The sequence below is a fragment of the Pseudomonas sp. MDT2-39-1 genome, from assembly GCF_054898085.1.
Window position 1 is genome coordinate 312599 of sequence record NZ_CM142716.1, and the last position, 14493, is coordinate 327091.

Sequence of the window (14493 nt, forward strand, 5' to 3'; positions counted from 1 at the left end):
GATGCGTAATGGTAACTGAAAGTGCAGACGCATGGCCCCTAGCCATATCGCAGGATCACCAGAAACGCTGTAACCCACTACATGGCAATCACGCGAACCAGAACTGCCACTGCTACGCTGACCTCTCCACGGAGGAATCGCTATGCCAAACTCAGACCTGCTCCCTTCCCTGCTCTTCAAGATCAACGAAAACCAGCTCGCCCTTGAGGCCGCCATCCTGGAGCTTTCCAATTGGGTCGAGGCCCGCGGCTCAGCTGACGTCGCCGACAACGTGCGCGGTGCCTTGGACACCATCGACAAGAACGAGGAGTTCATCAAGCTTACGCTTGCAGTGCTGATGACTCCTGAGTGACAGCAATCGATCGCCACGCTAAGTCCCTAGCACCCCATGCTGGGGACTGTAGCGAACTAACCTATTGTTTTGTAACGGATACAGCCACTTTAAAGCGTGGCAAAACATACGTTTTTTTGCTTATGCAAACGGGAAACCGTGGCTTGCAGAGGTAGTTTTGCGCGCGAGAATGAAGGATGGGAGAATGGCGATCCAAGGACAGCCAGCCAGCAGGTGCGAAATGATCGATAACTTGAAGCACCCTAAATCGAATCTCATTGCCGCCGGGCAGGCAATCGAAGCGATGAAAAATTCGGTAACATTCGAGGGGTACGAATCGGAATGGAGGGACTACCTTACTCACATCGAAAAGGTATGGGTCAAAACCGAGCGCGCCTGTGTCTCCGTTCAAGCAAAATTTCAACCATGGCAAGGTAAGTTTCAGGCTCTGAGGCGAAAAGACATGTTGCTGCGCTACCTGAAGGCTGCGCGCGATGCCGATAATCACTCAATCCAAGACCTCGCAACAATGCGGGATGGATCTCTATCAGTATCCTTCGCCGAGGATGAAGGAATTCGCTCTTGCCGAATGCAAATCAAGGACGGCGAGGTAGTCATCCACACTGATAATCCGTTAGTCGTGACGAATACGCCGCCTCAGCCTGTTGCCCTTCCAGTAAAAAATCACGGCGATTGGTACAACCCGCCCACCTCGCATCTCGGGCTGACTTTGGTAACCCAACATCCTACTGAACTCGCTACCCTCGGCTTGAGGTTCTATCTGGATTTCGTGAAGGATGTGGAAAGAACGTTCTTTTCGAAACCATAATATTCAGCGACGGGCGATGCTTCGTAAGCCATCACCAGTTTGACTTTGTCCAGCCCGTAGTTAAGCGGCTTGCACTGGTAGATCAATCAGCAAACCGCTCTTCCTCCGGCGTCCTGCCGACAGAACACATCCCCGAGCATAAGCCCGATGTCTTCGACTAAATAAAGCTGTAACACCTAAAGGTGTATCAGGAAGGCAACATTTGCCTTACGATCCAATTCGCAACGCCCATGTGGGCCAAGGACGGTGAAAAAATGAAGGTTCTATTTATTTTTGCGGCGGCGCTTCTGTGCCTGACGTGTAATGCAGCTGAAATAAAAGTAGCGTATCCAGCCGATTTAGAAGCAGAGTATTCAATAGTGTCGGTTGAAGGCGTCAGCCCCAACCGTATCGTTGTTCTGAAAATTGCGCGCACTTCATTCACTACCTACGTCAAAAGAGAGTTCGACTGTTTGAATTCAAAGGTTCGTTATCTTGGCTCAAGCAACAATCCAATCCGATTTGATTCTCGCCAGGAGGATAAATATTTCTCTAGCGTCGATGTAACGACTCTGAGTACGCTCATCTGGTCCGAAGTATGCCAGGAAGTTTCTAGCTCACTTACAGCCTCTCAATGAGCGCCAGCCACGGGCGGATATCCGCCTCGCCGCGCGCTTACGGCACATCCTTGAAGAAGACGTGGTGACCAAGCTTCAGCGTTTGCTTGGCACCCACAGTCCAAGCTGGTGGTCGCGGCATGGTGGTCGCGTAGTAGTGCGTGGCGCCGCCGGTTGGATCCGGCACTTTTCCGCCGATCACCTGGTCAGCAGCGATCCGCGCCTGGGCAATCTCCCGGAATGGAATCGGCTTTGCACCGCTCAGGGAAGCAAAGTTCGGGTCGTTCCTGTTCCAGCAGCTGAACTGGTACGGCTTCTGGCACACGCCCGCGTAGCCCTCCCCCCACCATGACCGATCCTTGCCGTCGTTTACACGGTTGCGGATCGTCCAGGCCACGGCAATCTGGCCAGCCAGGGATTCACCCCGCGCCTCACCCCATAGCGTGCGCGCGAGGATGTCTCGGTCTTTGTCGGTAACTGGCATCGCTTTTCTCCAGGCAAAAAAAATCCCGCTCGATGGCGGGTTGCGTTGTGCTGCGGTGGCGCGTCAGATCAGTTCGACAGCCACAGTTTGGGGGTCTGCAACGATTACCGGCACCACCGGCTCAACTGGCCAAACCGGCGCGGCGTACCAGGTCGGCTGTACGGTGACTTTGCCCAGCGCAAACTTGTAGGTTTTCCACGCTTTGAGATTGATCAGCAAAGCTGCTTGCTCCGCCTCGTCTTCTTCCGTCGCCTCGCCGGCATCGATACCGTAGCCGAGAGTGTCGATTCGATCCTGAATACGGGCAATCTGCGTCACCGCCTTCAGATTCCTGGCGGATAACTCTGCCTTCGCTGCGGCAAGTTGCACCGCTTGCGCAGCGGCGTCCTTCATGGCCTTGGTAATGAGCTTGGACCAGTCGATGTTCATGCTTCACCCTCCAATACCATATCGAATCCAAAATCAGGTAGAGGGCCGGGGAAAGCCACCGGGCCATCCGGGACGTTTTCCAGCGGAGCTGGAAATGCCTGTTCCGGACTGAAGTTCCACGGGTTTGGGAGCAAGAGCGTGAGCGTAAGTTCACCTTCCATTTTGTCTACGTCGCCCGCGAACCATTCGGAGTTGATTGCCGAATTAGGCAAGGTATCTCCATCGCCCATCCTTGAGAAGTCGAAGACCTGCCCATTCACCGTTAGAACGCTTCCTGCTTTAATCACTTGCAATGAGTCGTCACGGCGCTGAGGCGAAAGTTTGATTATCATTAATACCACCTGCCGATTGCGATATAAGAAAGCCGAACGGCCGCCGTAGTGGACACTGCGGAGATCGTGTGGTACGAAGGCGTGCTGCTTGTTGTGGCGGCAGAGCCTACAAATAACCATTGCGCGCCGCCAGATGTCGATAACGTCATTTGAACGATTGGTGGCGTACTAAAGTTAATTGGATAGCTTAGACCCAGCGGTGTCGAATTATAAAACAACGGCCCGATCGCGGCGTTAATGGCCCAGGCTCCAGTTACATATAAGTCGTGTTTGCAGATCATGGTGCCATCTGCAAATTTTGTATAAGTTCCGTTCGTATTGCTTCCTGACTCTACGATCGCACCGGTCGGAACTCCACCGCTCTGTGAAACTGTGCCGACGACATTGGACTTTCCGTAAGCGCCTGCTGCTTGTAGTGCTGCCAGCAGCGCTGCAATCGTCGCAACCCCAGTGCCACCCTGCGTTACGCTGAGCGCTGTCGTTAATCCGGCAAGGGAAGTGATATCGCTGTTCGGACCGCTGCGCGCAGCGACCAAGGTGCCGCGACCAGCCGCAGCATCCTGATCATTCAGCAGGGTTTGGATGAATACGGACAGATCAGAGATTCCCGTGCCGCCCTTACTCGCTGGCAGCACGTCGTAGTTGCCGGTGGTGCCTAATGCTGCCAGCTTTGTCCCGTAAGTGTTAACCAACGCGCGAAGTGCGTCGGCCGAGTCCTTGACGTAGCCCTGCATCGGCGCCAGCGCGTAGACCCCGGCTGCATTCGTCGCACCTTGGTAGTTCGGCGAGATCGACAACGCCGTGTCGCTGGCAATGTTTGTGACTTCATACCAGCCGCCGTCAGGTCCGCGAAACGCATCACCGACACGGCTGTTGGCAATGAATGCGGTACCCGTGCCGATCACGGCATTGGAATTTTGGGTAACAGAAACCGTCCCGGCTTTATACCAAGGCATGACAACTCCCTAATTGAGGTGGATTAGACGGCGAGCTTTGCGAAGACGGCCGGCATAAAGAAAGCAAATGGGTTCGTGAAGCCGTCAGTGACGGCGTACAAAGTACCGGTCGAGAAGTCCCACAGCGTTTTAACGAGCCGACCAGACCCGGCGCCTGTCAGCATGTTCATGCCAAAGGTGTTGATCAGCAGGTATTCGTTTTCAGGGAAGTTGAATGGAACGGTGTAGAAACTCCGGGTACTGCCGGTAGTTGTCGTCTCGGATCGGACATAGGACCAATTCTGAAATGATCTGGTGAACAAAGCCGTCGGCGTCCCGGAGTCAAACAGCAACTTCGAAGCGCCGTCCCACAATCTCAGGCCGAACGCGGCGACCGGTTGTGCACCGAACGTTGCCGCGAAGTAACGGCCGTTCGGTTGATTGGTATTCACGTCGTAAGCCCTGACATAGAAACCCGTCCAGCTTCCTGCCGATCCAACTACTTGCATTGCAGTGAGCCCCGCCACACCGCCAGTATCTGGCCGACAGAACACCAAAGGCGGCTCCTGACTGGTGATAACGCGAGGGAAAGAGGTTGTGGACCCCAGTCCCGACTCCTGCGTCGGCGCGTAACGGCCACTGCAAATGACGTTCAGCCGGGCGAACTCGGAATCGATCACAACCTGGTTGCTGTTGTTGATGAAGGTCAGTCCATAACTCATCAGGCGAACCTTATGACCATCAGTCGCATGGTCCCGTTGGTGGAGAGGCTGGCGGCGAAGGTGCGTGTGTAGTTGTAGACACGCGCAACCCCCGACAGCATTTCGGTTTCAAATTGCCGAGCAGTACTTTCGGCGTAAGGGCCAGTAGGAATCACGATGGCGACTGAATTCGACGCATCGCTACCCGTGACAGAGAAGTCCTGATTCGTCTTGTCGCTGGTTGCAAAGGTGACCAAGGTCGATAGCACCACGCGCATCGTGAGGGAGTTCTCATCTACCTGAAGCACTCCATCACCGCCCCATATCCGCATACCCCAACTCATGCGTCTAGATCCCCCAGTTGAACGCGTTTCACACCGCTGGCGTCATAGACCTTGATGGCTCGGTTCGTCATCGTTAGTCGTCCGCCGCCAGGCGCCGGGCCGTTGAATTCCAGATTCCCCGCCTTATCCAATCGCCAGCCCAAGGTTCCGGCAATGTAGTTGTCGGATTGCAGGTACTGACCGATCTTCAGCATGGTGATACTGCCGTCCTGGATAAACGCTGAGTTCATGAACACCTGTCCACCTTGCACCGCAAACGGAACCGAGATGGCACCGCCTGCAATGGTATTGACGATGGCGAAACGGTCCGCACTGACCAGGAACTGGCTTTGCAGGCCGGCGCCTGTGTTCTCGATCCCAAGGCCAATGCCGGCCGCGACGTACTGCCCCCCCGCGGTGATCTGCATCTTCACCGACCACATGGTCGAGAGCTTGCCGGCGGTGTCGGCGTAGGCCGTCGACGTCTGCTGAATCGCGGCGGTGTTTTGTCCCACCGAAACATTCAGTTGATCGATCTTCGTGGCCGTCGCGGATTCGTTCGTGGCCACCACCTGTTCCAGCTCAGTGATGTTTGCCGCGTTCTCGCCGATCTTCGCGTCGAAGGTGGTTATCCGCTGCGCCATGGCTTCATTTTCGGAGGTGCGCACCTTCGATTCCGAGGCGATAGCAGCGGTGCTGGTCCAGCCTTTCAGCGCATCCGCCAGGTCACCTTCTCCGTTGTCGTCCCGGGAAGACGCTCGCAACGCCTCGAACGCGGTGGCCTGGGCGGTTACCACGCCGTCGAGCTCAGTGATATCGGCAGTGTTGAACGCTACCTGCTGCGCCAGCCCGTTCGCCGTCTCGAGCGACTCGCCGACATCCAGCCAGTAGACGGTGTTCGGCGGCGGGGTGTTGATTGGCACTTCGCCCTTTGCATGAAAGATATGACCGTCCTCCACAACCATCTGATCTTTCTCGTAGACCTGATCCGGTTTGTAAGCGGTCAGTCCGTCCAGCGCGTCGATCTGTTCCTGAAGGCCGGGGATTTTGTTGATCTCGTCCAGCAGGTCCTGGCCAAGTTCCGTCTCGGTGATCTTGCCAGCGATCAGTTCCAAGATGTCCGATGCGTCCGCGCTCGACTGCCCCATAACGCCGATACCAATCGGGTACCACGGGCCGATGTTGCCGATCCGGTCCACCAGGCGCGCCCAAAAGTAAAAGGTCACGCCTGCGGCCAGGCCCAGCATCGAGAAATCGCTTTGCGGGTACGACAAGTCTGACAGCTTGGTCGCGGCTTCCAGACTGGTCGTCGGGCCGTACCAGACCTCTGTCCGCTGCGTGTCCTCAGCGCCAGCCGGAAAGCCCCACTTCAAGTAGATGCCGAACAGCAGCGGCGTGGCCGTCAGATAGCTGAGCGCCGGCGGCAGGCCCTCCTTGCCCTTCAGGTTGGTCAGGATCGAGTTGCGCCAGATCGACGAGATATCGAAAGCACTCACCGCACGGACGCGGGCCACGTAAGCGCCGGCGTAGATGCCCACCACGTCGACACTGGTCATCCCGGTGCGCTGCAGCTTGATCCAATTGCCGCTGTCCTTGCGCCACTCAACGTCGTACCCGACTGCGCCGTTCACCGCAGGCCAAGTGATGGTCATGGTGGCGACGGCGATGCCCTGAGAGACAACCGAGTTTGACGTAACGGTGACGCTGGCCGGTGCCGGAACCACGGTGATCGGAATCACACTGATCGGACGCTCTTCCAGGCGCGCTCCGGTATCGATGTAGGCGAACTTGCTCGGGTCGTACTGCAGCGCACTGATCTCGAAATCACCTTCCGTGGTGCGCTTGGTGCGCAACACGCGGTACAGAGGGATCGCCAGATCGTCAGCGTCCAGTGCCCACTGCAATTGGGGCTGCGGCGCCTCGCTGTAATTGGTGGTGACGGTCACAGCGCGGCCATTCACGCTCTGCACGGTGCGACCTTCGGCCCGCCCGCCTGGCAGATTGATAATCAGACGATCACCAGCCTTGGCTTGGGTGTCGCGGTCCAGCGTCACGACACGGCCAGCGACAGCAGAGATGCGCCCGCCGACCTCGCGGCCAGCCAGCAGCGAATCCGCTATCGGGATGATGTGACCAGGAAGCGGGATCACGCCCTCCATGCCTGTTTTGAACGAAACGGTGCGGTCCTGATTGTTACTAAGGATCGCCCACTTGCCCCGACGTTGGGCTTCGGAAGCGCGCGTGCAACCGATGGCACTGAGCTCGGTCGGCTTGTCGCCCAGGCGACGTTGCAGATCCAGATCGGCGAATGGGATGACGTCGGTGTCGTAGTTGTTCACCGGGTTGTCGTAGCTGACCAGAGCTCGAGTGTAGCGGGTCTTCGCCGAGGCGCTGCCGTAGGAGAACTTCCCGTCGATGACGTTGGCCCGAGTGAACACATAGTCGAAGTCCTGCGCGCGCGGCATGTCGGCCTGCATCACCAGCTGGCCCTGCGCCCAGTAAGTCATGCCCCGGTAAATGCCGGCGATATCGCGCAGCAGTGACCAGGCATCGGCCTTGCCCTGCAAGTTCATGTCGCAGAGGAAGCGCGGCTCTACCCCGCCGAGGCCATTCGGCACCAACTGGTCAGCGTATTGCGCAATCCGGTAGAGCTCCCATTTGTCGACCATGAACGACTTGATGCGCTTGCCCAGGCCGAAACGGTCTTCAGTGCAGATGCCGTACGTGATCCAGGCCGGGTTATTGGTCCAGGCCTGTTTCATGGAGCCGTCCCAAGTGCCGGTGTAGGTCCGGGCGATTGGGTCGTAGTTGCTCGGCACCTGCCACTTGCGCGCACGGCACTTCACGGTGACGGCGGGAATGTTGGTGAACTGCTCGGCATCAAACTCGATGTAGAGCAACGCGGTGTTCGGGTAGCGAAGCTTGGCGTCGATCACCTCGGTGTAACCGGCAATCAACATGGTGTCAGCGATCTTGTTGCTGTTCTGGTTCGGCGTCAGGCGACGGACACGGATCTGCCAGCCAGTGGTGGCGTCCGGCAGGTTGATTCGGGGCGAGCGCTCGTAACGCGTGGTCGTCTTGCCGTCCACGGCGTCGACCAGCGCCTGCTGATAGGCTCCGCCGTCAGTGGCCACGTCGATGGCGTACTCGATACGGTAACCGCCGACGTTGCCTTCATCGTCTTGCTGCTGAATCGCCGGCCAGGCCAGGCGCACGCGCACGGCAGACAGCTGGATGTTGCTGATTGAGCGCACCCAGGGTGCATCGCTGCGCAGTTCAACGTTCAGCGAGGTTTCGTTTTCTACCGATGGAATGCCAGGGATATAGGTCTGGTCGACCGAACCAGAGCGCCAGTCCCACTTCACATTGGGGAAGTTGTAGTTACCGCTCGCATCCCGGATCGGGGTGTTGTCCAGATAGATGTCGTAATCGGTTGGGACTTCGTCGAACTCACCCTCGCCCACGGCGATCAGCAGCTTGGCCAGGTTGGTCGAGCGCAGGCTATCGCTGGCCTCGGTCGGCGACTTCGGCTTGCTGCTGCCGCCCTTCTCGCCGTGGATGTCGATTTTCTGTGCTGCGCCCATGCTTTCCTCCAGGCGAAAAAAAACCGCCTCATGGGCGGCCTGCTTGCTACGTGCGGTTTACGCTTTGTCTTCGGCGAGGATCGATGCGGAAATGATCATGCCGCCCCACCGGCGTTCGCCGATGCAGATCGGTACCGGGTTGCCGCTGGCAGTGGTGTTTTTGGCGGAGCCGAAGGCGTAGGACGGGGAGTTCTCAGGTGATGCGCTTTGCTTCAGGCCTGATGCCTGCGGGCTGAGCAGCTGAACAACCCCGCCGGCGACCATAGCAATACCAACTGGTAACAATACTTGAAAGCCTGGGATGAAAGACGCGGCGATTAAAATGGCCCCGATGACGGTTTGAAGAATCCCTGCCCGCTTGCTGCCAGAAATCACAGGTACGATACGAATCTCCTGTGCGCCACCGAGTGCAAAGTCCTTTTCGGGCACGTTCTTCCGGTTGCGGAAAATAGCAAAACGCATGCCGCGTCGTTCTAGGTCCTTGATTGCGGTCTCGAAACCTTCGAGCGTGCATTTCAAGGCCTTAAATGCTTCGCCGACTGACTTGCTGCCCAGATCTCTGTAGTGCTCGCGCCCGAATAATTTGATCAGCGGGCCAGACAGCAAAATGGTTGTCATCGATTGATTAGCGTGTGCGAGTGCTGTCACAGTTTTCTCCAGGCATAAAAAAACCGCCCGAAGGCGGCTCACTTGATCATGGTCAGAGGCATTCGTTTATCGCCTGCTTCATATCACCACGACCATATCCGGGCGACCAGGCCATTCGCTGATACAGCGTGACCGTGCTTCCCTTCGACGATTTACGGATGTCGAGCAGTTCGTCGGTCATATTGTTACTGGCAACAACAAGGCGGTAGCCGTTCTCGGTTTCTGACATCGAAGCGTCACTGCGTGCATCCTGCCACCTCGGGAAGACGCAGAGCGCATAACGCTTCGGGTCTTTCGCAGTCGATGCCTTTAGGCTTGGCTCGTTCTTTTGCAAGTCGCCAGGTGAAACACACCCAGCCAATAGCGCAACAGCCAACGCCCCTACGAATAATTTCATGCAGGTCACTCCTGTGGAAAGACCGCACGATATCACCGAGCATCCTTGTGGCGCAGCACCAAGCGGGTGCGCTGGAGCCAGGGCCCGCCGAAGACAATGATCTCGCTTGGCCTTCCGTACAGGTGGTGCAGCAGGAAAGGCCCTGGGCCGAAGGTTGCGGCATCTTCACCTGGCAGTACGGGATCAGCCCCGAGGAAAATCCCAGCATGGTTCGGGTAAACCGTCCGCCCTACTTCCATGACGATCATATCGCCGCGTTGCGGCTGGTCGACCTTATAGAAGCCGGCCGCCTCGTAGTTCGCCTCGTACAGACTGGTGTTTTCGGTGCTTTCCCACCAGCCATCAGCGCGCTTGAAGGCTTCGAACTCCAACCCCCACTCGCGTTTGTACCAATCGGCGCAGACCTGCCAACAGTCCCAGGCGCCGTGCACGAATGGGCGCTTTAGCAGCGGAACGGCGCCGGTCGGCATCACCGTCCGCAGGTCACCCTCGGGCCAGCTGAGGATATGCCACGGCATCGCGGTCGCCTCGCACATGGCGAGGTCGCGCGGGGAAGGTCGGCTGGTGGCGTCCGGATGCGAATGAACGATGCCGATCACTTCGCCGATGTCCTCCGCCGCGGCGTACTCCTCCGGATCGATTCGAAACTCTTCATTCGGTTCGGTCGAGATATTGCGGCAGGGGTAGTACTGCTGTTTGCGCCCAATGCCCAGCAGCAGCCCGCAGCACTCTTTCGGGTACTCGGCGGCTGCATGAGCCTGGATCGCGTTCAAGATGTGCTTGCGCATGGTCAACTCCGAGCGATCAGGGAAACAGCAGGGAAGCCACCAAACGGCAGCGGACTGCCCTCACCGAAGCGCGGGATGCAGCCCCGACCCAGCGTGGCATCGCACTCGTCCAGTTCCGGGTTATCGGTTTGCACACCGTCCTTGGTGAAATATGGGCCAGTCCAGCCGCAGCTCGGCCCCCGGTAACCGCCCGTGAGGCACCAGTGACACAGGGTTGTGGCCTGACGACCGATGGACTCACCACCGACGTCGCCCGGGCTGGCCAGCTCCCAACTGACCGTCTCCCCGTCCTCGTTCGTTTTCTGGTCGATGTACCAGACCTCAATCGTCTCTTGGGTTGGGTCAGCCGCGGGGTTCCCGCTCGGAAAGTTCTGCGCATCCAGGTACGTGCCCAAGGTGTGGCGCATGGTCAGCTTGAACTCGAGTAGATCGTCGAACGCCAGGCATAGCGCGGTGATGCGTCCGTTGACGTTGCCGACCGACAGCGAAGGCCGTACCGCTGTGCCGTCGCCGTTCGCCTCGATGCCGTCGATCTGCATCGGCCAGGCCCCGTACTCGTTGCCCTGCCACCAAATGGCCTTGGCCGGCAACAGCTCCGCATCGCCACCGGCGGCAATGATCTCGGCCGGCGTATGCGGGATGGCGTGCCCGTGGAAGCGCAGAATGTCCGCGCCATAATCCGTACCGTCCAATTCAAAGAGCAGCACTTCGCTGCCAGGCTCTAGGACCTGGATGTCACTGATCAGCGGCATGGGTGTTCCTTATGGCTGGAAAGCACGGTTAAAGGTGGCGGTGAGTTTGAATACACCGCCGCCCACCGGAGTGGGGACTGGATTTTTGCAGGTGAACAGTCCGAGCTGGCCGAGCGGCGTTGTCCAGGCGAAAGCCTTGGCCCCGGCGTGCCGATCGAGGAACGCCATTATTTCCGTTACGCGCGCCTGTGACCCGCTGTAGGTAACCGGGTAAGCGTCCACCTTGTTGTTCGGCCCGTCGCCGGACTCCTGTTTGTAGCCGTCACCAAACTGCGCGGTGCGCACCCGATAGGTAATCTCGGGAGAGTCGCCGTGCTGCGTTGGCCAAGTGAACGTCTCGATCGCCATCAGGCCCTCCCGTTAACGTTGCGGAAACTGACACCGCCAGCGCGCCAGGACTCGGCAACAGCTCTCTCTGCCGCTGCCTTCATCTGCGTCTTGAGGTTTTGCGACAGTGCCTGCTGGTCGATCTGCATCCCTTCAGAGCTGCGATCCGGAATCGCTACGGTGACCGGTGCGTTGATACTGATGCTTGATCCACCGCTACCACTGCTCAGTGCTCGCACGCCGAGCTGACCGCCGGAAGTCCGGGTCAGCGGCATGATCGCCTCCGGTCCGGCCTCGCCCATCAGTCCTGCGCCCTTGGCGAACGGGAAGATGGTCGGGGAACTGACCACACTGTTCGAGTAGGCGCTCAGACCGGGCGTATCGAAGACGTTGCCCTTGGCGCTAGCGACCGGCGTGAAGCCCGAAAGGTCGCCGCTGTAGCCCGCCTGGGTAGACCCCGCCGAAGCGGCGGTACCGCTGCCAGTGAAATAACTGGTGGCGGCCCCGACCAAGCTACCCAGCAGCGCCGAACTGGCCTGCCGAGTAGCAATGCGCGCCATGTCGGCAATGATCGACTTCGCGAAATCACCGAACGAGGCCTTCCCAGTCATGGCGAAGTTGACGATTGCGTCTTCCATCGAGCTGAAGGCGTTGGTGAACAGGCTTTTGGTCTGCCCGGCAACATCCCGCGCCGATTCCAGGTAGTTCTGCCACGCCGACGATGCGCCTGCGCTCCAGTCACCCTGAGCAGCGGTCATCTCGTCGTAGTTGGATTGCACGGTGTCGTGCAGATCCTGCTGGGTGGTTTTCAGTGCCGCCAGCTTCTGGGTGTACTCGTCAAGGCTCATGCCTCGCGAGCCATCACCGTACTGGTTGGCCAGTTCAAGGCTCTGCTGGTTGAAGCGATCATCAATGCCGTTCTGCTGATCCGTCAGCCCGCGCTGGCGATCACCCTGACCAAGGCCTGAAGCCGCACGCAGGCCCTGCTGCCGAAGTGTCTCGACCTGTTGCTGCAGTGCGCTGGTGTACGTGCTGACCGCCAGAGTCTGCTTGCGCAGGCGGCCTTCTTCGTTGGTGGCGATGATCGACAGTTCGCTATCGCTATCCTGCTGCGCCTTGACCATGGCGCTGCGGGCATCGGCAATCTTCTGATCTATCTGGATGACCTGCGCCGCGGTCGCGCCCTTTTTGGCCTTGGCCGCTTCGAGCGAATCGATTTCCGACTGGTAACTCTGCGCAACCTCTTCCGACTGTTGCTTCAGTAGGCTGATGCGTTGCTCGGTGTAGCTGGCTTGGCTGATCACGCCCGCACGCTGAGACGCTTCCAATTCCTTGTCAGCGTTTTTGTAGTAGGCCAGGGTCTCAGCCAAGGCGTTCTTCGCGTTGTTGAAGCCGGTCAGATCAGCGCTGCCTGCGGCGGCCTTCGGGTCCTTGAACTTGTCGTTGATGTTCGCCAGGTTCTTGTCAACGACTGACTGATCAAGACGCTTGTCCTTGGGGTCAGCCTTACGGATATCGTCGAGTTGCCGGCGATATTCCTTCAGCGCATCTGCGCGCTTTTGCTCATTCGTCCAAGAAGACTTTGTGAGCGCATCGACCTTTGCCATCGCAACAACTGCGCTTTGCTGTGCCTTTGCCTGCTCACCGTCGTATTTGGCAATGTCTGCTTCAGCGGCCTTCTGGTCCTCCAGCATATTCAGCCGGTTGCGGTAGAGGTCGATCATTTCCTGCTTGTTTTGAAACAGGCCAACGTCCCCAGACTCGGCCCGGGTCAGATCACGTTGAGCCTGCTCAATATCGGAGCCGATGTTGTTGCGACCGATGTTTTTCAGGTTATCAGCCGCACGCGCGACAGCGTTGTAACCCTTTTCCCAGAAGCTCAGGTTTTCGAGAATCTTCGGCGTACGCTCATTGATCGCGTCCGCGTACTGCTCGGTCGCCAGCTTCACGGCGCCCGCGTGGTCGCCCTGCTCTTCCAATGCGGCAATCTGCGAGTAAACCGAGGCTGTCAGGTAGTGGTATTGCTCGTTCAGCGCGGCAGATGCCTTTACCGGGTCGTCAGCCAGCTTCGAGAACTCGGCGACGGTTTCGCTGACAGCCTTGCCGGTCGCTTCCTGCATGGAAACGGCGGCCTGGGTAATGCCGGTGAAACTCTCGCCTGCGATCTTGCCATTGCCAGCCAGCAGCGCGAGGACAGCAGCAGCTTGGCCTGTAGTCCCCACGGTCGCGCTGACCTGCCGCGCCATTTCGCCCAACTGCTCAGAGCTCACACCAGCGAAATTCCCGGTCAGAACCAGTGACTTGTTGTACGCATCCTGCTCTTCGCTGCCTTTGTAATAGGCGTATCCCAAGGCGCCGACGGCCGCAGTGGCCAGGGCGATCGGGGCAAGGATAGCAAGCAGGCCGGCAGCAGAAGCGCCAGCCCCTGCACCCAGCTGAGCGACGGCGCGCACGCCACTGCCCCAATCACCGGACGACAACGCGTTGCCGAGCTGTACGACGTTTTCCTGCGCCTGGCGGGTACCCAGCTTCAGTCGGTCAAATCCGGTGGCGGTTTTCTCCAGCGCCGCATAGTTGCCGTCGATCTTGCCCAGGGCCGCGTTGTACTGGTCCTGGCTGATCCGGCCGGCGTCGAGGTGCTTGCCCAACTGCTCGATTTGGGTGTCGAGCTTGCCCATGGCCGCGCGAGCAGGGTCAATTGCGCCGAGCAGGCTGTTCAAAGCCTTCTGCTCATCCAGCGTCGACTTGGCCAGGGCCACCTGCTGCTTATCGAGCTGCGCGGTGATCTTGGTGAATTCGGCCTCGCCATAAGCGCCGGTCTTGGTTAGTTTCGCCAGACTCTCGCGCTGCTTGGCCAGTTCCTGCGTGGTGGTCGCGCCTTTCGACAGCGACTTCTCCAGCGCCTCCATCTCTTTCATTAGGCCGACGGCAGACTGCTCTGCCCGCTCGCCGGACTTGGTCAGCTTGTCGAGATCGGTCGCAGCCTGGGCAGCATCAGCGGAGTCGACCTTAATGCCGAGTTCTGCAATGTTCATCG

At 58.6% G+C, this 14493-nt stretch carries 16 protein-coding genes; 3 read left to right on the forward strand and 13 right to left on the reverse strand.

Annotation, left to right across the window (positions count from 1 at the left end; all coding sequences use genetic code 11):
* Window positions 1-142 precede the first annotated feature (142 nt).
* From ACYZTM_RS01495 to ACYZTM_RS01505, 3 genes are all read left to right on the forward strand, one after another.
* Window positions 143-352, forward strand: a complete 210-nt coding sequence (locus tag ACYZTM_RS01495) for a hypothetical protein (RefSeq protein WP_282314828.1) — start codon at window positions 143-145, stop codon at window positions 350-352.
* Window positions 353-572: 220 nt separating this feature from the next.
* Window positions 573-1160, forward strand: coding sequence for a hypothetical protein (locus ACYZTM_RS01500; protein ID WP_461986550.1), 588 nt, complete (start codon window positions 573-575; stop codon window positions 1158-1160).
* A 254-nt stretch (window positions 1161-1414) separates the two neighbouring features.
* A complete protein-coding gene (locus ACYZTM_RS01505; protein ID WP_461986552.1) occupies window positions 1415-1777 on the forward strand; it encodes a hypothetical protein in 363 nt (120 codons plus the stop codon).
* Window positions 1778-1814: 37 nt separating this feature from the next.
* Here the strand turns inward: ACYZTM_RS01505 and ACYZTM_RS01510 are convergent, their stop codons facing one another.
* The 13 genes from ACYZTM_RS01510 to ACYZTM_RS01570 form a co-directional block, all read right to left on the reverse strand.
* Complete coding sequence (locus ACYZTM_RS01510) at window positions 1815-2240, reverse strand: cell wall hydrolase (protein ID WP_461986554.1); 426 nt, start codon at window positions 2238-2240, stop codon at window positions 1815-1817.
* Between the two features lie 63 nt (window positions 2241-2303).
* Complete coding sequence (locus tag ACYZTM_RS01515) at window positions 2304-2669, reverse strand: phage tail protein (RefSeq protein ID WP_461986556.1); 366 nt, start codon at window positions 2667-2669, stop codon at window positions 2304-2306.
* Window positions 2666-3001, reverse strand: coding sequence for a hypothetical protein (locus ACYZTM_RS01520; RefSeq protein ID WP_461986558.1), 336 nt, complete (start codon window positions 2999-3001; stop codon window positions 2666-2668). The genes ACYZTM_RS01515 and ACYZTM_RS01520 overlap by 4 nt, the downstream gene beginning before the upstream one ends.
* Window positions 3001-3957, reverse strand: coding sequence for a phage tail protein (locus ACYZTM_RS01525; protein ID WP_461986560.1), 957 nt, complete (start codon window positions 3955-3957; stop codon window positions 3001-3003). The genes ACYZTM_RS01520 and ACYZTM_RS01525 overlap by 1 nt, the downstream gene beginning before the upstream one ends.
* A gap of 23 nt (window positions 3958-3980) precedes the next feature.
* On the reverse strand, window positions 3981-4658 hold the full coding sequence (locus tag ACYZTM_RS01530) for a hypothetical protein (RefSeq protein WP_461986562.1): 678 nt from the start codon (window positions 4656-4658) through the stop codon (window positions 3981-3983).
* Window positions 4658-4969, reverse strand: coding sequence for a hypothetical protein (locus ACYZTM_RS01535; protein ID WP_461989278.1), 312 nt, complete (start codon window positions 4967-4969; stop codon window positions 4658-4660). The genes ACYZTM_RS01530 and ACYZTM_RS01535 overlap by 1 nt, the downstream gene beginning before the upstream one ends.
* Window positions 4970-4977: 8 nt before the next feature.
* Window positions 4978-8544, reverse strand: coding sequence for a TipJ family phage tail tip protein (locus tag ACYZTM_RS01540; RefSeq protein ID WP_461986564.1), 3567 nt, complete (start codon window positions 8542-8544; stop codon window positions 4978-4980).
* Between the two features lie 57 nt (window positions 8545-8601).
* Window positions 8602-9162, reverse strand: coding sequence for a tail assembly protein (locus tag ACYZTM_RS01545; protein ID WP_461989280.1), 561 nt, complete (start codon window positions 9160-9162; stop codon window positions 8602-8604).
* Window positions 9163-9244: 82 nt separating this feature from the next.
* On the reverse strand, window positions 9245-9589 hold the full coding sequence (locus tag ACYZTM_RS01550; protein ID WP_461986566.1) for a hypothetical protein: 345 nt from the start codon (window positions 9587-9589) through the stop codon (window positions 9245-9247).
* Between the two features lie 32 nt (window positions 9590-9621).
* A complete protein-coding gene (locus ACYZTM_RS01555; RefSeq protein ID WP_461986568.1) occupies window positions 9622-10377 on the reverse strand; it encodes a C40 family peptidase in 756 nt (251 codons plus the stop codon).
* Window positions 10378-10379: 2 nt separating this feature from the next.
* The gene (locus ACYZTM_RS01560; RefSeq protein ID WP_461986570.1) at window positions 10380-11129 is read right to left on the reverse strand and encodes a phage minor tail protein L; all 750 of its coding nucleotides are present in this window, start codon (window positions 11127-11129) and stop codon (window positions 10380-10382) included.
* Window positions 11130-11138: 9 nt separating this feature from the next.
* Entirely contained in the window at window positions 11139-11477 is a 339-nt protein-coding gene (locus ACYZTM_RS01565) for a phage tail protein (protein ID WP_461986572.1), read from the reverse strand.
* Entirely contained in the window at window positions 11477-14491 is a 3015-nt protein-coding gene (locus ACYZTM_RS01570; protein WP_461986574.1) for a phage tail tape measure protein, read from the reverse strand. Before ACYZTM_RS01570 ends, ACYZTM_RS01565 begins: the two co-directional genes overlap by 1 nt.
* Window positions 14492-14493: the final 2 nt, after the last annotated feature.